15 protein-coding genes and 1 tRNA gene are annotated in these 19,671 nt (G+C 46.0%); 2 read left to right on the top strand and 14 right to left on the bottom strand.

What is annotated here, in order from left to right:
- Positions 1 to 3: 3 nt before the first annotated feature.
- The 7 genes from lon to ispD form a co-directional block, all read right to left on the bottom strand.
- A complete protein-coding gene (gene lon / locus FD963_RS05480) occupies positions 4 to 2,436 on the bottom strand; it encodes an endopeptidase La (protein WP_215360887.1) in 2,433 nt (810 codons plus the stop codon).
- 189 nt (positions 2,437 to 2,625) lie between these two features.
- Positions 2,626 to 3,987, bottom strand: coding sequence for an ATP-dependent Clp protease ATP-binding subunit ClpX (clpX, locus tag FD963_RS05475; RefSeq protein ID WP_215360885.1), 1,362 nt, complete (start codon positions 3,985 to 3,987; stop codon positions 2,626 to 2,628).
- A 24-nt stretch (positions 3,988 to 4,011) separates the two neighbouring features.
- Positions 4,012 to 4,641 (bottom strand): ATP-dependent Clp endopeptidase proteolytic subunit ClpP, encoded by a 630-nt coding sequence (clpP, locus tag FD963_RS05470; protein WP_072582405.1) that lies wholly within the window; start codon positions 4,639 to 4,641, stop codon positions 4,012 to 4,014.
- A gap of 42 nt (positions 4,642 to 4,683) precedes the next feature.
- Positions 4,684 to 6,021 carry a trigger factor gene (tig, locus tag FD963_RS05465; RefSeq protein ID WP_215360883.1) on the bottom strand — a complete coding sequence of 446 codons (1,338 nt, stop codon included), beginning with the start codon at positions 6,019 to 6,021 and terminating at the stop codon, positions 4,684 to 4,686.
- 57 nt (positions 6,022 to 6,078) lie between these two features.
- Positions 6,079 to 6,165 (bottom strand) — tRNA-Leu (locus FD963_RS05460).
- 77 nt (positions 6,166 to 6,242) lie between these two features.
- The gene (gene ispF / locus FD963_RS05455) at positions 6,243 to 6,746 is read right to left on the bottom strand and encodes a 2-C-methyl-D-erythritol 2,4-cyclodiphosphate synthase (RefSeq protein ID WP_215360876.1); all 504 of its coding nucleotides are present in this window, start codon (positions 6,744 to 6,746) and stop codon (positions 6,243 to 6,245) included.
- Between the two features lie 10 nt (positions 6,747 to 6,756).
- Positions 6,757 to 7,509 (bottom strand): 2-C-methyl-D-erythritol 4-phosphate cytidylyltransferase, encoded by a 753-nt coding sequence (gene ispD, locus FD963_RS05450; protein WP_215360872.1) that lies wholly within the window; start codon positions 7,507 to 7,509, stop codon positions 6,757 to 6,759.
- Positions 7,510 to 7,532: 23 nt separating this feature from the next.
- Here ispD and mfd point away from each other — a divergent pair, with 23 nt between their 5' ends.
- Both mfd and serB read left to right on the top strand, forming a co-directional pair.
- A complete protein-coding gene (gene mfd, locus FD963_RS05445) occupies positions 7,533 to 11,075 on the top strand; it encodes a transcription-repair coupling factor (protein ID WP_215360869.1) in 3,543 nt (1,180 codons plus the stop codon).
- A 21-nt stretch (positions 11,076 to 11,096) separates the two neighbouring features.
- Positions 11,097 to 11,987 (top strand): phosphoserine phosphatase SerB, encoded by an 891-nt coding sequence (gene serB, locus FD963_RS05440; protein WP_215360867.1) that lies wholly within the window; start codon positions 11,097 to 11,099, stop codon positions 11,985 to 11,987.
- Positions 11,988 to 12,030: 43 nt separating this feature from the next.
- On the opposite strand, the gene FD963_RS05435 is transcribed toward serB, so the two are convergent.
- From FD963_RS05435 to FD963_RS05405, 7 genes are all read right to left on the bottom strand, one after another.
- Positions 12,031 to 13,215, bottom strand: coding sequence for an acetyl-CoA C-acyltransferase family protein (locus FD963_RS05435; RefSeq protein ID WP_215322138.1), 1,185 nt, complete (start codon positions 13,213 to 13,215; stop codon positions 12,031 to 12,033).
- A gap of 81 nt (positions 13,216 to 13,296) precedes the next feature.
- A complete protein-coding gene (gene rimO, locus FD963_RS05430; protein ID WP_215360865.1) occupies positions 13,297 to 14,655 on the bottom strand; it encodes a 30S ribosomal protein S12 methylthiotransferase RimO in 1,359 nt (452 codons plus the stop codon).
- Positions 14,656 to 14,657: 2 nt separating this feature from the next.
- The gene (phaR, locus tag FD963_RS05425; RefSeq protein ID WP_215322134.1) at positions 14,658 to 15,218 is read right to left on the bottom strand and encodes a polyhydroxyalkanoate synthesis repressor PhaR; all 561 of its coding nucleotides are present in this window, start codon (positions 15,216 to 15,218) and stop codon (positions 14,658 to 14,660) included.
- 128 nt (positions 15,219 to 15,346) lie between these two features.
- Complete coding sequence (locus tag FD963_RS05420) at positions 15,347 to 16,087, bottom strand: 3-ketoacyl-ACP reductase (RefSeq protein WP_215360863.1); 741 nt, start codon at positions 16,085 to 16,087, stop codon at positions 15,347 to 15,349.
- Between the two features lie 32 nt (positions 16,088 to 16,119).
- On the bottom strand, positions 16,120 to 17,754 hold the full coding sequence (gene phaC, locus FD963_RS05415; protein ID WP_215363702.1) for a class I poly(R)-hydroxyalkanoic acid synthase: 1,635 nt from the start codon (positions 17,752 to 17,754) through the stop codon (positions 16,120 to 16,122).
- Between the two features lie 116 nt (positions 17,755 to 17,870).
- A complete protein-coding gene (pgeF, locus tag FD963_RS05410) occupies positions 17,871 to 18,632 on the bottom strand; it encodes a peptidoglycan editing factor PgeF (protein WP_215363699.1) in 762 nt (253 codons plus the stop codon).
- Positions 18,629 to 19,669 carry an RluA family pseudouridine synthase gene (locus tag FD963_RS05405; protein WP_251367338.1) on the bottom strand — a complete coding sequence of 347 codons (1,041 nt, stop codon included), beginning with the start codon at positions 19,667 to 19,669 and terminating at the stop codon, positions 18,629 to 18,631. The genes pgeF and FD963_RS05405 overlap by 4 nt, the downstream gene beginning before the upstream one ends.
- Between the last annotated feature and the right edge of the window lie 2 nt (positions 19,670 to 19,671).

Below are 19,671 nucleotides of genomic sequence, written 5' to 3'. Positions count from 1 at the left end.
TTTTCAGTGCTTAAGAACGTCTGGCGCAGCACCCTTTTCATTTGCCTTACTAGCTTCAGCGGCCTTTTTGGCCAACTCTTCAGGCGTAGGATCTGGCAAAGCTTCAGGCATGCGCTCTAAAGCCAACTCCAACACTTTATCGATCCAGCGAACTGGAATAATTTCAATTGCATTCTTAACATTATCTGGAATATCAATCAGATCCTTAACGTTCTCTTCAGGAATTAAGGCAAGCTTAATACCACCACGATGGGCGGCCAAAAGCTTCTCTTTTAATCCGCCAATAGGCAAAACTTCACCACGAAGCGTAATTTCACCTGTCATCGCAACATCTGATCGAATCGGAATTCCAGTAAATACAGATACCAGGGCTGTAGTAATCGCAATGCCGGCAGATGGACCATCCTTTGGTGTTGCGCCATCCGGGAAGTGAATATGAATATCTTTCTTCTCAAAGGCCTCGTCCGTAATACCAAGTCTTTTAGACCTGGAGCGAACCACTGTTCTCGCAGCCTCAACGGATTCCTTCATTACATCGCCAATAGAACCAGTTCGGGTAATAACGCCCTTACCTGGCATCACAGCGGCTTCAATGGTGAGCAAATCGCCACCCACCTCAGTCCAAGCCAAACCAGTCACCTGACCCACTTGATTTTCTTTACCAGCCAAACCAAAGTCATACATGCGTACCGACAAAAACTTCTCTAAGTTGTCCGCATTCACAACGACTGGAGCTGCTTCTTTTTTCAAGAGCAACAGCTTTACAACTTTGCGACAAATCTTACTAATTTCACGCTCTAAAGAACGGACACCAGCCTCACGCGTGTAATAACGAATCATATTGCGTACTGCGCTGTCTTCAATCTTAAGCTCGTCCTTCTTTAAGCCATTATTTTTGATTTGTTTAGGAATCAAATAATTAACAGCAATACTGGTTTTCTCATCCTCGGTATAGCCAGCTAAACGAATAATCTCAAGACGATCTAACAATGGACCAGGAATATTTAAGGAGTTCGAGGTAGCCACAAACATAACATCTGACAGATCAAAATCAACTTCTACATAGTGATCTTGGAAGGTGTGATTTTGCTCTGGGTCTAAAACCTCCAACAAAGCACTGGCTGGATCTCCACGGAAATCCATACCCATTTTGTCTACTTCGTCCAAAAGGAATAAGGGATTGCGAACACCAACTTTGGTAAGGCTACTCAAAATCTTGCCAGGCATCGATCCAATGTAGGTGCGACGGTGACCGCGAATTTCAGATTCATCACGTACACCACCTAAGGCCATGCGTACAAACTTTCTGTTGGTAGCGCGCGCGATAGATTGACCTAAAGAGGTTTTACCAACGCCGGGAGGCCCTACCAAACAAAGAATCGGCGCCTTAACACGATCAACACGCTGTTGAACTGCGAGGTACTCCAAGATACGCTCTTTGACTTTATCCAAGCCGTAGTGGTCTTCGTCCAATACTTTCTCAGCATTAGTAAGGTCGTTATTGATCTTGGTTTTTTTCTTCCAAGGCAGATTTACCAGGGTATCGATAAAGTTACGGATGACCGTTGCTTCTGCAGACATAGGCGACATCAACTTGAGCTTCTTCAGCTCTGATTCTGCCTTTTTCAATGCTTCTTTAGGCATGCGCGCAGCCTTGATCCGCTTCTCGAGCTCTTCGAGATCAGCGCCCTCCTCGCCTTCACCTAACTCTTTCTGAATCGCTTTTACCTGTTCATTGAGGTAGTACTCGCGCTGACTCTTTTCCATCTGACGCTTTACACGTCCACGAATACGCTTCTCAACCTGCAGAATATCAATTTCACTCTCTAGATCAGCCAACAAGCTTTCCAGGCGCTGTACAACATCCATCATTTCAAGTAGGCGTTGTTTTTGCTCCAACTTGACCGGGAGATGAGCGGAAATAGTGTCAGCTAATCGGCTTGGGTCATCTATTCCACCCAGAGAAGACAGTATCTCTTGAGGTACTTTTTTATTGAGTTTTACGTATTGATCGAACTGCGCCATGATTGCGCGACGTAAAGCTTCAGTTTCGTGTGCATCAATCGCAGTAATAGCGGTCGGCGTTGCTTCGCAATTGAAGTAACCAAGGCTATCCTCAATTTGACTAACTTCTGCGCGCTGAACACCTTCAACGAGCACTTTCACAGTGCCATCAGGCAGCTTGAGCATCTGCAGAATATTGGCGATACAGCCAACCTCATAGAGATCCTCAATAACAGGCTCATCTTTAGCGGCCGTTTTTTGAGCTACCAAAAGAACATTTTTGCCAGTTTCCATGGCAGCCTCGAGGGCTTTAATCGATTTTGGGCGACCCACAAACAGCGGGATCACCATATGAGGAAATACAACTACGTCCCGCAATGGGAGCAAAGGTAGTTGAATTGGTTCAGAGGGTAACAATAAGTGGCCAGGCATGGGGCAAATCCTCCAAAGTAATCAAACCTCAAAAGTCTTCTTTAGTGGGAATTGAATCAACAACCACTAAATAGAGACATTATTCATGAGTAGCATACTACCTATATGGGTAGGCTTTAGAGAAAAACAAGGGGTAAAAAGACAAAAAGGGGGCAAAAATGCCCCAAAAATAGCAAAAACCCTAGGAATTTAAGCTTTTTTGCTTAAATCTGCTTGATCAGCATCCTGTTTATAGACTAAAAGCGGTTTTCCGCCCTCAGCGATACTGCTCTCGTCGATAACCACTTTTTGGACATTCTTCAGGGATGGCAGGTCATACATGACATCCATCAAAGAACCTTCAAGGATAGATCTCAGGCCACGAGCACCAGTTTTGCGGGCGATTGCCTTCTTGGCAATAGCTGATAGAGCCTCGCGACGTACCTCGAGCTCAGAGCCCTCCATAGTCAAAAGTGCCTGATATTGCTTAACTAAGGCATTTTTAGGTTCGGTCAGAATCTGAATTAAAGCCTCTTCATCCAATTGAGCCAAAGTCGCTACAACTGGCAAGCGTCCAATCAATTCGGGAATCAAACCAAACTTAATGAGATCTTCTGGTTCAACCTCAATCAAGAGATCGCTTACACCACGGTCATCTTTACCAGGAACAGTTGCATTGAATCCAATTCCTGTTTTAGCAGTGCGCTGCTGAATGACTTTCTCAAGACCATCAAATGCACCGCCACAAATAAACAAAATATTCGTTGTATCTACTTGCAAGAAATCTTGATTAGGATGCTTTCGTCCACCTTGAGGCGGTACAGAAGCCATCGTGCCTTCAACCAGCTTTAACAGCGCTTGTTGAACACCCTCACCAGATACATCACGAGTAATAGATGGGTTATCCGACTTACGTGAAATCTTATCGATCTCATCTATATAGACAATGCCGCGCTGCGCTTTTTCTACGTTGTAGTCGCAAGCTTGTAATAATTTTTGGATGATGTTCTCAACGTCCTCACCAACATAACCCGCTTCGGTAAGGGTGGTAGCATCAGCCATCACAAATGGAACATCTAACATGCGCGCCAATGTCTGCGCCAATAATGTTTTACCTGAGCCAGTTGGGCCAATTAACAAAATATTGCTCTTTGCAAGCTCTACGCCATCAACCATTGCTTTAGCAGGTAGCTTAGATTCTTTCTTCTCCGCTCCCTCTACCGGCTTGCCATCCTTATCTAACTTCTCTTTTTTTGGCTTAGGCAAGTACTGTAGGCGCTTGTAGTGGTTGTATACGGCAACTGCTAATGTTTTCTTAGCATGATCTTGACCAATAACGTATTGGTCTAAGTTTTCACGAATTTGATGTGGCGTTGGCAAAGAATCATCACCTGCATCTTTAGGAAGCTTGGCAATTTCTTCTTGAATGATGTCGGTGCAAAGATCAATGCACTCATCGCAAATAAAAACAGACGGGCCAGCAATCAGTTTTTTAACTTCATGCTGACTTTTGCCGCAAAAAGAGCAATACAGAACTTTGTCTGCTGAATTAGTGGTGTTGGTATCGCTCAAATTAGGCTCTGTATGTATAAAGAGTTAAGGACGCTTCTCGATAACCTTGTCGATCAAGCCATAATCACGAGCTTGCTCTGCAGACATAAAGTTGTCGCGATCAGTATCCTTGGCAATTGTTTCGATTGACTGACCAGTACGATCAGCCAAAATTTTGTTCAAACGCTCACGCAAATACAAAATCTCACGTGCCTGAATCTCAATGTCAGAAGCTTGGCCACGTGCTCCGCCTAATGGCTGATGAATCATGACGCGCGAGTTTGGCAAAGCATAGCGCTTACCTTTTTCACCGGCGCACAATAGGAATGCGCCCATACTTGCAGCCATGCCCATGCACAATGTGCTGACATGGGGCTTGATGAATTGCATCGTGTCGTAGATAGCCAATCCTGCAGAAACTGAGCCGCCCGGGGAGTTGATGTACAGAGAAATTTCTTTATCTGGATTTTCACTCTCAAGGAATAACAATTGTGCGATTACCAAATTAGCGGTTTGGTCATTTACTTCGCCGACCAAAAAGACAACGCGTTCACGCAATAGTCTTGAGTAGATATCGTAAGCGCGCTCTCCTCTACCAGAGGTTTCAATCACCATCGGAACCAAGCCCAAGCCTTTTGGTTCTAGATTTTCAGACTGAGAATGGTTGTAGATCATTGCGAAACCTCTTGTGGGTAAATGGATGACTTAGTAGTTAACTTAGTTTAGCTTGCTGAGTTCTTCGAAGGTAACCGCTTTATCAATTACCTTAGCTTGGGATGTGAAATGCTTGATTACGTTGTCTTCAAGCACGAGATTTTCGATATCCTTCAAGCGACTTGGATTACTGTAGAACCAACGCACTACTTCTTTTGGATCTTCGTATGTAGCAGCCTGCTCATCAATTTCAGCTTTAATTTGGTCTGCGGTAGCAGCCAAGTTTTGCTTTTTAACTAACTCGCTAAGGATCAAGCCAAGGCGAACACGCTTGGTAGCTTGCTCTGCAAAAATTTCAGCAGGGATAGGGGCATCTTTAGCATTCGGAACACCGCGTTGCATTAAGTCTTGACGGGCACCTTCAACCAAGCGCTCTTGCTCGGAAGCAACCAAAGACTTAGGAACATCCAGTTCACATAAACTATTGAGCTTGTCCATGACTTCATTCTTGAGCAAAGAAGTAATGCGGCGCTTCACTTCGCGATCTAAATTCTCTTTTACCTCAGCACGCATTTTTGCAACGCCGCCTTCAGTAACACCCAAAGATAATGCGAATGCATCGTCAACAGCGGGTAAATGTGGCCAATTAACTGACTTCACAGTAATAGTGAACTCAGCAGTTTTGCCAGCAACGTCTTTACCATGGTAATCAGCCGGGAAGCTCAATGGGAAAGATTTGCTCTCGCCAGCCTTAAGACCCAATGTTGCAGCTTCGAACTCAGGGAGCATGCGGCCTTCGCCCAGTACGTATTCAAAGTTTTCCGCCTTACCACCGGCAAACTCAACGCCGTCAATCTTGCCAACAAAATCGATCACTACTTGATCACCGCTTTGAGCTGCAACGTTAGAGCCGCCATCGCCATGGGCGCCAGCTTCACCGCGTGGGTGGTAATGAACCTGCTGCTTACGAAGCACATCTAAGGCGCGGTCAATTTCTGCCTCGCCGATATCAGTTGTGTGTTTGGTAACTTCTGCCTTGCTAAAGTCGCCAATTTTTACTTCTGGCAACACTTCAAAGAAAGCATCAAACACAATCTTGTCAGCATCAATTTCGCTTTTTGGCTCAAGGCGTGGTTGGCCAGCCAAAGCAACACCTTCTTTTTGAGCTTGGTCATAAAAGAGTTCAGCAGCCTTATCAAATTGGAGCTCGAAGTCCACTTGCATGCCATGTTGTTTTTCAACGAGGTTCTTTGGCACCTTGCCTGGGCGAAAGCCGGCCATTTTCATGGTCTTACCAACTTTAGCCAAACGGGCTTCACGCGCTTTTGCCAAATCGGCACGAGCGAATTCCAAAGTCATTTTGCGGTCTAGTGAACCTAAATTTTCTATCTGCACAGCCATTCTCGTCTCTTAATTGAAGATCTGGAAATGTGAAGTCCAAGCCAAGTAGCAATCTTGTGGTGCGAGGAGGGGGACTCGAACCCCCACACCATTTCTGGCGTCAGGACCTAAACCTGGTGCGTCTACCAATTTCGCCATCCTCGCGATATCCGCAAACTGCCAAGCTTAGACTTCACTCTAAAGACCGTAATTCTACAATGCCTAGGGTTTTAGAGGATCATTTAGGCCTTGTAGAGCAAAGCGACGGCATGGACGGCAACGCCCTCGCCCCTGCCTAAATGGCCCAGAGATTCATTCGTCTTAGCTTTGAGGTTAACGTGACTAGGGGTCACAGCCAAATCAGCGGCAATATTGCGGACCATTTCTGGCAAAAAATCTGCTAATTTAGGCTTTTGGCAAATGATGGTGGCATCTACGTTGCCAATCTGAAAGCCCGCTGCCTGGATCTTCTGCAAGGCCGCCCTCAGCAAGATTCGACTGTCCATATCCTTAAATTGAGGATCCGTATCCGGAAATAACTGCCCAATATCATTCAAGCCTGCAGCCCCCAATAAAGCGTCTGTCAAGGCGTGCAATAAGGCATCCGCATCCGAGTGGCCCAATAAACCCTTTTCATAGGGCACATGAACCCCACCCAGAATCAACTTTCGGTTCGCTACCAATGCATGTACGTCATAACCCTGGCCAATACGAAATTGCGGAATATGGGGATTGCTCTGAGTCATATTGGATTTCTCATTGTTTGGCGTGTGAACTTAAAAGCAATTGCATTAATTCCCAATCAGCTGGATGTGTGACCTTAAAGTTACGAGCGGCACCTTCAATTAATAAAGGTTTAGCTCCAGTTAACTCGATTGCGCTAGCTTCATCAGTAACGTCAGCCTCAAGGCGGATTGCGTCCTCAAGAGCATCATGCAATTGTTTCAAACCAAACATCTGTGGCGTTTGTGCTTGCCAGAGATGCTCACGTGGAATAGTTCTCTCTGAGTGCGGGATGTTGCCCGCAACCACTGAATCTAAATCGGCCTGCTTTAAGGTGTCAGCTAATGGAACAGCTAGGATGCCCCCACTATTGGATGTTTGTACTGCACTAATGAGCTTCTCAATTAACGCGGGGGTGATGCCTGGTCTGGCTGCATCATGAACCAGTATCCAGTCATCCTCAGGAATACCCGCCTTTAGCATTGCAGCTAGAGTATTTCGCACCGTTTCTTGTCGAGTTGGGCCGCCGGTTGCTACAACATGTATATCGGCTCCAGTGTTGGTAATAGTTCCTAAGATAGGGTTCCCAATAAAGCCAGAGCTAACACCAATCCAGATAGACTGGATCTGAGCAGATCCTTTAAAGGCTTCTAGCGCATAAGAGACCATGGGTTTGCCGGCTAGCTGCTGAAACTGCTTAGGCAACTCACCACCTAGGCGCGAGCCAGTGCCTGCTGTTGGCAGGAGTGCATGGCATTTCTTAATGGAATGATTTCCAGAGTGCATACCTGATTCTATAATGAGCGCAGATGTCTGATGCATTAAATCTAGCACCCCCTATACCTGCTCCGCGGGCTGGGCAGCGCTTTACCTTTTCGGGGCTGGTAGGCTCGGCAGATGCCGCTTTAATCGCTCAAACTGCCCTGCGCTACCGCGATCAGTTTTCGGTGATGGTCATTTTTTGCGCTCAAGCTCAAGAAGCCCAAAGGCTTCTTGAAGAAATCCCCGCTTTTGCGCCGCAGCTAAAGACCAGACTTTTGCCTGATTGGGAAATACTTCCTTACGACCATTTTTCGCCGCACCAAGATTTAGTTTCCGAACGACTCGCCACTCTGTATGAATTACTGAATGGTAGTTGCGACATTGTTTTAGTTCCAGTGACTACTGCTTTGCAAAGATTGGGGCCTCCGAATTTTTTGTCTGGCCATACTTTTTTCTTTCGACAGGGTGACAAACTGAATGAAGCAGCACTAAAGCTGCAACTTCAACAGGCTGGCTATGATCCCGTGAGCGCTGTCATGCGTCCAGGTGAATATAGTATTCGCGGTGGTTTGTTTGATTTATTCCCAATGGGGTCAAGTCTTCCTTACCGCCTAGATTTATTCGGCGATGAAATTGAACAGATTCGGGCGTTTGATCCAGATACGCAGCGCAGCCTCTACCCCGTGAAGGAGGTGCGCCTTCTTCCTGGCCATGAATTTCCATTTGATGATGCTTCACGTACTGCTTTTAGAGGGCGCTGGAGAGAGGTATTTGAAGGGGATCCAAGTCGCTGCTCAATTTACAAGGATGCCAATCTTGGTATACCTAGTGCTGGTATCGAATCCTATCTACCCCTTTTCTTTGAAGAGAAATCCAATCTTTTTGATTACTTTCCGCGCTCAGGTGACCCCGTATGGCTCGTCAGTATTGGCGATGTTGAGGAAACCATCAAAGGCTTTTGGAAAGATACGCTTTCTCGCTATGAGTTCCTTAAGCATGATTTAGATCGACCTATTCTTTCACCAAAAGAACTTTTCCTGGATGTTGATGAATTTTTTACCACGTCCAAATCATATGCACGTCTAACACTGGAGAAGGACAGCACTGAGAAAAGTCAATTTTTAGCCGTACCAGATATTGCCGTCCATCGCCGCGATACTGATCCGATCAACCTTCTTAGAAAAGTTGTGTCATCTGAAACGGTTCGCGTACTTGTTTGTAGTGATAGTGCCGGGCGCAAAGAATCGATTCGTCAACTTTTTGATGAAAGTAATGCGGTTGCCGGATTGGACGGTAAACCGCTCCATCCCCTAAAACCAGAGGGCTTTGACGGCATTGCCGAGTTTATTAAGAGCGATTCATTATTTGGCTTAGTCACCGCCCCACTCTTTAATGGGTTTTCATGGCCTGCGGAAAATTTACTAGTCATTACCGAGGCAGAGTTATTTACGACAACAGCAAGACAGAGACGTAAAGGTAAAAGCAATGAGAATGCTGATCCTGACATGCTCTTTAAGGATCTGTCTGAGCTGAAGATTGGCGATCCCGTAGTTCATGCTGAACATGGCATTGGTCGCTATCAGGGTTTAGTACTTCTGAACTTAGCCCCACCTAAAGAGGCGCCAATCTTTGAAGAGTTTTTGCATTTGCAATATTCAGGTCAGGCGACCTTATATGTTCCCGTTCAGCAATTACAAATGGTCACACGTTATGCGGGCTCTGATCCTGATTCGGCACCACTGCATCAATTGGGTTCGGGCCAATGGGATAAAGCCAAACGTAAGGCCGCCCAACAAATTCGCGATACGGCAGCAGAGTTATTAGGTCTGTATGCAGCCAGAGCAATACGCAAAGGTCATGCTTTTGAATTCTCAGCACATGACTATGCCGCTTTTGCAGAAAGCTTTGGCTTTGAGGAAACCCCAGACCAAGCCAATGCCATTGCAGCCGTTATTGGTGATATGACTAGCGGCACGCCAATGGACCGCTTAGTCTGCGGAGATGTTGGCTTTGGGAAAACTGAAGTCGCTTTGCGCGCGAGTTTTATTGCGGTAATGGGCGGAAAACAGGTCGCTATTTTGGCTCCAACCACCCTGCTGGCTGAGCAGCATGTGGCAACCTGGAAGGATCGCTTTGCCGATTGGCCAGTACGCATTGTTGAGTTGTCACGTTTTAAAACAACAAAAGAAATTAATGCGGCCCTAGAGGCTATTGCCAAAGGTGATGCAGACATCATTATTGGCACACATAAGTTACTTTCCAAAGAGACGCAATTTGCCAATCTTGGCCTAGTGATTGTGGATGAGGAACATCGCTTTGGCGTACGTCAAAAAGATGCTCTTAAGGCATTGCGTGCCGAAGTCGATATTCTGACACTAACTGCTACACCCATCCCAAGAACCTTGGGCATGGCTATGGAAGGTTTACGTGAGTTTTCTATTATTGCCACTGCCCCACAGAAACGTCTGGCGATTAAGACCTTTGTTCGTCGCGAAGGAGATGGCGTTATTCGTGAGGCCGTGCTTCGTGAAATTAAACGCGGCGGCCAGGTCTACTTCTTGCATAACGAAGTTGAAACGATTCAGAATCGCAAACATGCTTTACAAGAACTGATTCCAGAGGCGCGTATTAGTGTTGCGCACGGACAGATGCATGAACGCGAGCTGGAATCGGTCATGCGTGAATTTGTTACCCAGCGTACCAATATTTTGCTGTGCACTACGATTATTGAGACTGGTATTGACGTACCCACAGCTAACACCATCATCATGCACCGCGCCGATAAGTTTGGTTTAGCTCAATTACATCAACTACGTGGCCGTGTAGGCCGCTCACATCACCAGGCTTATGCTTATTTGTTAGTGCCAGACCCTGAGGCACTCAGTAAGCAAGCACAGTTACGCCTCAACGCTATTCAAGCCATGGAAGAACTTGGCTCTGGCTTCTACTTAGCTATGCATGATCTAGAAATTCGGGGTGCTGGTGAGGTCCTAGGCGACAAACAATCCGGTGAAATTCATGAAATTGGCTTCCAGTTGTATACCGAGATGCTCAATCGTGCCGTTAAGTCGCTGCGCAGTGGGAAGGAGCCTGATTTACTTTCACCATTACAAGCAACCACCGATGTAAATCTTGGTGTTCCCGCTCTATTTCCGGAAGACTACTGCCCTGACGTTCACGAGCGTCTATCCTTATATAAGCGGTTTGCAGGTACAAATGATTTCTCAGAACTCATGGGATTGCGTGAAGAATTAGTGGATCGTTTCGGCGACCTTCCCGATCAAGCCAAGTCCTTTTATGAGACACACCGCCTTCGTCTAGAGATGATCGGCTTTGGAATTAAAAAGATTGATGCCACACCCGCTTCGATACAGATTCAATTTATCCCGAATCCACCGATTGACCCGATGAAGATCATTCAGCTTATCCAGTCTTCAAAGCACATTCAGCTAAATGGTCAGGATAAGTTAAAAGTACTTCCCAAAAAAGATCGTGAATTTGAGAAGCTAGAGCAACGCCTTGATGCCATACGCAATATCTTGCGAAGACTCAACGAATCAGCAGTATTGAGCTCCGCAAAAGTAAGTTAATAATCCGATTATTATTGAGCCATGCCCAATTACCAAGTTCTTGTTGTCCTATCTAGAGAGCCTATTGCCGATAAGCTCGTATTTTCATTAAAAGATCAGGCCTTAAATTTTGGCATTTCACTGCACTCTAGCGGCGGCCAAACCAGCAACGGGAGCTACTACTCCGAGCGTTTTGAATCAAGCGTCCATCTCGATACAACTCAACGCGAGCAACTGCGAACTATTACGGCGAGCTTTAATGCCGATCTTTGCTTTCTCAAGTCAGATCTATTGCCGCAAGACATCCGTGTATTAGCAATGGATATGGATTCAACACTAATTAATATTGAATGCATTGATGAGATTGCTGATTTCACAGGCAAGAAGTCTGCTGTAGCTGAAATTACCGAAGCCACTATGCGTGGTGAAATCAAAGACTTTAAAGAAAGCCTGAGAAGGCGTGTTGCACTTTTGGAAGGCGTACATGCCGACGCTCTTGAATCTGTTTATAGAGAACGCTTACGACCTAACCCAGGGGCAGCAGAACTTTTAGCTGGGGCTCATGAACGTGGTTTGTACACCCTGCTTGTCTCAGGCGGTTTTACTTTCTTCACTGAAAAATTACGTCAAGAACTTGGCTTCAAGCAAACGCAGGCGAATACGCTAGAAATCATCGATGGTAAGCTTACCGGTAAGGTTCTTGGCGATATCGTCGATGGTGCGGCAAAGGCCGCCCATTTGGATGAAGCTTGTGCCAGCCTTGGATGTACTAAAGGGAATGCCATCACCATGGGCGATGGCGCCAATGATCTGATGATGATGAATGGCTCAGGCATCAGCGTTGCTTATAAAGCAAAGCCTGTTGTCAAAGAAAAAGCCGATGCGGCTTTTGACCGAGTCGGCTTAGATGCTGCTTTACTACTGATCTCTTAAGCTTTTACCCAAGAGATCAGGGTAATAGTTACGAGCGTTGTTCTTACAGACGCTCGAAAATAGTAGCGATACCTTGTCCACCACCAATACACATTGTTACCAAAGCATATTTACCTTGAACGCGGTGTAGCTCATGGATTGCCTTGGTAGCAATCGCTGCACCAGAACAACCAATTGGGTGACCCAAAGCGATTGCACCACCGTTGACGTTAGTCTTGGCTGGATCTAAGCCCAAACCTTTAGTAACAGCCAACGCTTGAGCAGCAAAAGCCTCGTTAGACTCAATTACGTCCATTTGATCCAATTTCAGACCGGCGCGCTCGAGAGCCAATTTGGTTGCAGGAATTGGGCCTTCACCCATGATGTGGTTTGGAACGCCAGCTACTGCATAAGACACCAAGCGAGCGATAGGCTTATGACCGGCTTTCTTTGCCGTTTCAGCGTCCGCCAATACAAAGAATGCGGCACCATCATTAATACCCGAAGCGTTGCCAGCCGTTACGGAACCACCCTCTTTTTTGAACACTGCCTTCATCTTGGCAAGCGTTTCCATCGTAGTTTCAGGCTTCACATGCTCATCGGTATCAAACACTACATCACCCTTACGAGTTTTAATAGTGATTGGAACGATCTGAGATTTAAAACGACCTTCTTTGATTGCATTGGCTGCACGACGATGAGATTCCATGGCCAGAGCATCTTGCTCATCACGTGTTAACTTCCATTTTTCAACGAGATTCTCTGCTGTAACGCCCATATGACCAACACCAAATGGGTCAGTCAAAATACCAACCATCAAGTCGATCATCTTGGTATCGCCCATGCGTGCACCACTGCGCATTGCTGGAGAACCATACATGCCGCGAGACATTACTTCAACGCCACCGCCAACACCGTAATCACAATCACCCAACATAATTTGCTGTGCGGTTGTAACGATTGCCTGCAAACCTGAGCTGCACAAACGATTTAATGCCATTGCCACTGATTCCATTGGCAGGCCAGCCTGGATAGATGCAACCCGTGCTACATAACCATAGCGGCTATCTGTAGGAATGGTGTTACCCACGGTGATGTAATTAATCAAAGCAGGATCTACGCCTGAACGTGCTACCGCCTCTTTCATTACGATACCGCCGAGCTCTGATGGCTCAAAACTACTCAGAGCGCCATTAAAGGTACCGATTGCGGAACGAACTGCACTTAAGACAACGACATCACGACTCATATCAATCCCCTTTGCTAAGCCCAATTATTGGGCTGACTTTGTACTAAAAAAGTAATCCAACTATTAGTTTTATTGCATTCGTCAAGTTTCGGCTATTAGGTCATGCCCTTGGGAGCTAATCACAGTAGCTTTAATGATTTCACCTGCGCGATAGCGCTTAGAAGGCTTGCTAGGTGGCAAAACCCTCACTAGACCATCAATTTCTGGGGCGTCGCCAATCGTTCTGCCAATCCCGCCAGACTCATCTACGCGATCAATGATGACTTGAATACGCTTGCCTATTTTTTTAGCAAGCCGTTTTATGGAAATATCTTCGGCTTTAGCCATAAACCTAGCGCGACGCTCTTCGCGTAATTCGGCAGGAATGGGATTATCTAATTGGTTTGCAGTAGCGCCATCAACGGGCGAGTAGGCAAAACAACCTGCACGATCAATTTGCGCTTCATCTAAGAAATTGAGGAGATGCTCAAACTCCTCCTCAGTCTCACCAGGAAAACCAGCAATAAAGGTGCTGCGAACAACCAAATCAGGACAAGCTTCGCGCCAAGCTAAGATGCGCTCCAAATTCTTCTCGCCACTCGCAGGACGCTTCATGCGCTTAAGAACGTCAGGGTGCGAATGCTGCAGTGGAATGTCCAAGTACGGTAGAACGCCGTAACCATGCTCCGAGAACTCGGCCATCAATGGCAAAACATCATCCACATGTGGGTATGGATAAACATAATGCAATCTCACCCAAGCCTGATGCTCGCGAGCAATTTGATTTAAGGCATTTACCAAATCAAACATTTTTGTTTTGACTGGTTTGCCATCCCAAAAGCCAGTGCGATATTGAATATCAACACCATAAGCACTTGTATCCTGAGAGACAACTAGCAACTCTTTTACGCCAGACTCAAATAATCTTTTTGCTTCAAGCAACACCTCACCAATAGGTCGTGAGACCAAATCACCACGCATATTAGGAATGATGCAGAAAGTACAGCGATGATTACATCCCTCGCTAATTTTGAGATAGGCGTAATGCTTAGGGGTTAGCTTGACTCCAGCCGGAGGAACTAAATCTGTGAATGGATCATGCGGCTTAGGGAGGTGTAAATGAATGGCTTGCATTACCTCGTCGGTAGCATGAGGCCCTGTAACGGCGAGGACTTTAGGGTGAATGCTGGAGATGAGATCGCTACCGTCGGCATTTTTTCTTGCGCCTAGACAACCAGTCACAATAACTTTGCCATTTTCAGCGAGAGCCTCGCCAATAGCGGAGAGACTCTCTTCCACAGCAGAATCGATAAAGCCACAGGTGTTCACAACCACAAGATCAGCGCCAGAATAATCCTTGGCGGTCTCATATCCCTCAGCGCTCAATTGCGTCAGGATAAGCTCAGAGTCTACAAGCGCCTTAGGGCATCCTAAGGATACAAATCCAATTTTTCCAACCACAACTATTCTTTTTCAGTTTTATTGGGCTGAGGGGTAAATGGAAAGTTTCCAAAAATATTTTGGGAACCCTGCACTTGCTCTTGCATTTTAATAAAGAGATCTTTACTTTGCTCCATGTAGTTACCCATCAAACCTTGCATTAGTGGGTTTTGGAGATTCATCATTTGCGACCAAGCCTCAGGTGTACTGCCAGCTCCAAGACCCTTCGTTTGATCGCCAAGCTTATTGTGGATATCCACGAATGATTGCATGGTCTTTTCAAGATAGTTACCCATCAAACCTTGCATGGAGTTTCCATAAAAGCGAATGATTTGAGAGAGCATCTGTGATGAAAACACTGGTGCGCCACCAGCCTCTTCCTCAAGAATAATTTGCAGCAATATATTGCGCGTTAAATCTTCTTCAGTTTTAGCGTCAACCACTTTGAAAACTTCATTGGCCATCACTAAGTTTTTGATGTCAGATAGCGTGACATATGTACTTGTCTGAGTATCGTAGAGACGACGATTCGGATACTTCTTGATGAGCCGATCTTCGCCAGCTCGTTTAGCGCGGGTAACCATGTATTTTCCTTACTATTTACTGCATCGCAACATCAACGTAGTTTAGCCTTAAGTTGACCAAAAGGTAAATACGCTGTGTTGCGTACTGCACATACTACAAATACTGAATTAATTGTTGCAGTGCAATATTAACCAGTGTGGATACCGCCGTTTAACGAGAAGTCTGCGCCAGTAGCATAGCCACCATCTTCGGATGCAATCCAGCAACAAATTGAGGCAATCTCTTCAGGGGTGCCCAAACGCTTCACTGGAATGCCAGAAACGATCTTTTCAAGAACGTCTTCGCGGATAGCTTTAACCATATCAGTGCCAATATAACCTGGGGATACGGTATTTACAGTAACGCCCTTAGTGGCAACCTCTTGAGCTAGGGCCATAGTGAAGCCGTGAAGACCTGCCTTTGCCGTGGAATAGTTCGCCTGACCAAACTGGCCCTTTTGACCATTTACAGAAGAAATATTAATGATCCGGCCCCAGTTGTTTTCAACCATGCCATCAATCACCTGCTTAGTAACGTTAAACAAGGAATTGAGGTTGGTATCAATAACGGCCTTCCATGCGTCTGGGGTCATTTTGCGGAAAACACTGTCACGGGTAATGCCGGCGTTATTCACCAATACGTCCACACGACCTACCTCAGCTTTTACCTTTTCAAAGGCTGCAACTGTGCTGTCCCAATCAGAAACATTACCCTCGGAGGCAATAAAGTCATAGCCCAAGGCTTTTTGTTCACCAATCCAGCGATCTTTACGCGGAGAATTTGGACCGCAGCCTGCGATGACCTTGAAGCCATCTTTAGCCAGACGTTGGCAGATAGCAGTGCCAATACCACCCATACCACCAGTTACATATGCGACTTTTTTAGACATTACTTTCCCCTTTTTAAAACCTTCGTTAATTATTATTTGAGTTCTGGCGTTGCTTTTTCTTTTACATACACACCAGGTGCCGCTTCCATTTTTTTGTACTTTGAATTTCCAAAAATAGTACTCGCCAGTTTCTTTGCGCCACCAAATTCCTCAAGCCATTTGGTGTAATCGGGCCACCAACTTCCTGGAATTTGCTTAGCGCCCTCTAGCCACTCCTGAGCTGTTGGAGCAATCTTGCTATTTTCAAAGTAATAGCGCTTATTTTTTGCCGGAGGATTGATCACACCCGCAATATGTCCAGAAGCGCCCAATACGAAACGATTTTTTCCCTTGAGAAGATGAGTCGATTCGTAAGCAGACTTCCAAGGAACAATGTGATCTTCTTGGGATGCATATAAATACGCGGGGCAATTGATTTTTCCGAGATCCACCTTTTCACCGCAAATTTTTACTTTGCCCGGTTTGACTAAATCATTTTGCAGATAGGTGTGACGCAAATACCAGCAGTACATTGCGCCAGGAAGATTGGTAGAGTCGCCATTCCAATACAACAAATCAAATGGTGGGGGTGAATTACCTTTGAGGTAGTTCTCTACTACGTAGTTCCATACCAAATCATTTGGACGTAAGAATGAAAAGGTATTGCCTAAATCAAGGCCAGACATCATGCCGTACTTGCCCCCTTTACCGCCAATAGATTTCTCGCGCATATCCACCATGCCTTCGTCTATAAAGACATCAAGAATTCCGGTATCCGTGAAATCCAATAGGGTAGTTAAGAGTGTCAAACTGGCTGCCGGGTGCTCGTCTCGCGCTGCGAGCACAGCTAATGCGGAGCTGGTTAAGGTTCCGCCAACGCAAAATCCTAAAATATTAATTTGCTTGGTATCGCCGATTTCTTTTACGACTTCAATTGCTTTGATTACGCCCTTACTTACGTAATCATCCCAGCTCACCTGCGCCATGGAAGCGTCTGGATTCTTCCAGGAAACCAAGAACACTGTATGCCCTTGGCTAACCATGTGGCGCACTACAGAGTTGTCAGGCTGCAAATCTAGAATGTAGTATTTATTGATGCATGGTGGCACCATTAAATATGGGCGTTCAAATACTTGTTCCGTTAATGGTGTGTATTGAATTAACTCGAATAACTCATTACGAAACACCACATGACCTTCAGTGGTGGCAATATTTTTTCCCACCTCAAAAGCGGATTCATCCGTTTGAGAGACCTTACCTTTTTTCATATCCCCCAATAAATTGACAATGCCTTTTTGAATAGATTGTCCTTGGGAGCTAATAATGCTTTCCAATACTTCTGGATTAGTGGCGATAAAGTTTGATGGCGACAAAGCATCAATCATTTGCTCAGTGGTAAATAGTATTTTCTGCTTGGACTTTTCGTCAGTCTCAACTGCTTTTGCTAACTCCATGAGATGCTTGGAATTCAGTAAATAAGTAGCAGCAATAACTTTGCTCCAGGATGAGTGCCAGGCCTTACCTGCAAAACGACGATCTTTAACCTCAATCGCTTCAGGATTGGTTGCAATGTGCGCTAATTCAGTGAAATATTCTTTCTGGATTTCAGATAAACGCTCTGGCGGAATGAGCGCCATATGATGCGGTGCCAAAGATGGTGATGCACCGGTATTCATGCCTGCAAACATAGTAGTCTCTTCAATTAATTAGAGACATTCTCCGCCCTTAAGGACTATAGAGTTATACGCAATAACCCTAGCTTGGTGCATGGGCTAGTACTAACCCGCATGCTTTTGTGCACAAGCTATTTTTCAATCCAGATAGCCGAGGCAAATCTTCCAGTCTCACCATCGCGACGATAAGAAAAAAACCGCTGCTGATCTCGAACGGTGCAGTATTCACCGCCAAAAATCATTTTTACGCCACAAGCCTCTAAACGGGATCGAGCTAGTATGTAGATATCAGCAAGAAACTTTCCAGGTTTATGAGATATTTCTGTGAATGCCTTCGTTGGCACAGGAAAGCCGGAGTCTTGAAACGACTTCACAACATCCCCCCCAACCTCAAATGATTCGGGTCCAATTGCTGGCCCTAACCAAGCCATAAAGTCTGTTGCAGTGGAACCGCTAGAAATTTTGAGCAACTCAGAAATGGTGTTTTCCAGAATTCCTGCGCAAAGCCCTCTCCAGCCAGCATGCGCAGCACCAATGGCAGTCCCTTTGGAGTTAGTAAATAACACTGGCAGGCAATCTGCCGTCATGATGACTAAGACCTCTTCTGGAGTATTGGTGACAGAGGCATCAGCCTCAATTGCCACCCTCCGGCTTAGGTCTCGACTTTTCGGAGTGCTTACTGTTATTTGGTGAGTCTGCTTTAACCAAATAGGCTCACCTGGCATCTCTTTAGTAAAAATAGCTCTATTGGCTAAAACATCTTCAACACGGTCCCCCACATGATCACCCAGGTTTAAAGAATCATATGGAGCTTGACTTACCCCACCTAATCTTGTGCTTACTGCTGTGCGCACCGACTTTGGGGCGGGCCATTGAGGCGCAACCAAACTCATCCGCGTGACTCATTTTCAATGGAGGCCAACACGACAGATTCTTTAGGGAGAACTTCATCACTCATTCCAACTTGCGGCAATAAGTCCAATAAATCCTGTGGTGGCAAGCGGAACCAAGTCATTAATTCATGCTTCACTGGATGTTGAAGACTTAAAGCAAAGGCATGTAATGCCTGGCGATTAAATGAAAGATTTTTAGCTGCGCCTGGAACCTTTTTACGGTAGACCGGGTCGCCCACCAATGGAAAGCCGAGTGATTCTAGATGGACGCGAATCTGATGCGTGCGCCCTGTTTCCAATCGGCACTCTAGCAATGCGACAGCAGACTCTCCAACTAATCCCTTAGCCAAGCGTCGAAATAAAGTAGCTGCCGGTTTTCCTTGTGGACTGCCTGCGGCCATCTTGAGGCGATCTCGCTGATCACGCCCAACCGAAGCTAGGACTTTGCCTTGACTTGGAGCATCGCCCCACACCCAAGCCAAATAGCGACGCCCTACTGTTCTTTCCTGAAGTTGACGTACCAGGGAGGTTTGGGCCTGAGATGTTCTCGCCACAACCATCAGGCCTGAAGTGTCCTTATCCAGGCGATGAACTATCCCCGCCCTAGGGAGTGACTTGAGCTCAGGATAATGAAACAAGAGACCATTCAAGAGGGTTCCAGACCAATTTCCCGCTGCTGGGTGAACCACTAGGCCCGGTGGCTTATTGACAACAATGATGTCCTCATCCTCGTAAACCACATCTAGGGGAATATTTTCAGGGCTGAAGGCAAACTGCTCCGGCATTTCCTGGGGGAAGACCTTAACGCTCTCGCCGCCATGGAGTAAATAACGGGCTTTAGTAACCTTTCCGTCCACCATAACCGCCCCAGCCTCAACCCAAGCTTTCAGGCGATTACGTGAATAATCAGGCAAAGACCCTGCTAGCACCTTGTCCAAGCGCTCACCAGCCATCTCCAAAGGGATATCTAGGGAGATGAAATCCTCATCATCGATATAATCAATGGGATTCGAATCAGGAGTTTGCGGCAATGCCACGC

Origin of the sequence: Polynucleobacter sp. JS-JIR-II-50, assembly GCF_018687895.1 — a bacterium.
In the GTDB taxonomy this organism is placed as follows: Bacteria; Pseudomonadota; Gammaproteobacteria; order Burkholderiales; family Burkholderiaceae; genus Polynucleobacter.
The sequence above is the reverse complement of the archived record's forward strand: the minus strand, read 5'-3'. Positions and strand labels throughout refer to the sequence as shown.

Coding starts and splice junctions, on each gene's coding strand:
- tig (WP_215360883.1), bottom strand. CDS start 6,021: ATGGCTGTGCAGATAGAAAATTTAGGTTCACTAGACCGCAAAATGACT.
- pgeF (WP_215363699.1), bottom strand. CDS start 18,632: ATGAGTTTGGTTGCGCCTCAATGGCCCGCCCCAAAGTCGGTGCGCACA.
- FD963_RS05435 (WP_215322138.1), bottom strand. CDS start 13,215: ATGAGTCGTGATGTCGTTGTCTTAAGTGCAGTTCGTTCCGCAATCGGT.
- lon (WP_215360887.1), bottom strand. CDS start 2,436: ATGCCTGGCCACTTATTGTTACCCTCTGAACCAATTCAACTACCTTTG.
- ispF (WP_215360876.1), bottom strand. CDS start 6,746: ATGACTCAGAGCAATCCCCATATTCCGCAATTTCGTATTGGCCAGGGT.
- clpP (WP_072582405.1), bottom strand. CDS start 4,641: ATGATCTACAACCATTCTCAGTCTGAAAATCTAGAACCAAAAGGCTTG.
- phaR (WP_215322134.1), bottom strand. CDS start 15,218: ATGGTTACCCGCGCTAAACGAGCTGGCGAAGATCGGCTCATCAAGAAG.
- serB (WP_215360867.1), top strand. CDS start 11,097: ATGCCCAATTACCAAGTTCTTGTTGTCCTATCTAGAGAGCCTATTGCC.
- ispD (WP_215360872.1), bottom strand. CDS start 7,509: ATGCACTCTGGAAATCATTCCATTAAGAAATGCCATGCACTCCTGCCA.
- phaC (WP_215363702.1), bottom strand. CDS start 17,754: ATGTTTGCAGGCATGAATACCGGTGCATCACCATCTTTGGCACCGCAT.
- mfd (WP_215360869.1), top strand. CDS start 7,533: ATGTCTGATGCATTAAATCTAGCACCCCCTATACCTGCTCCGCGGGCT.
- FD963_RS05420 (WP_215360863.1), bottom strand. CDS start 16,087: ATGTCTAAAAAAGTCGCATATGTAACTGGTGGTATGGGTGGTATTGGC.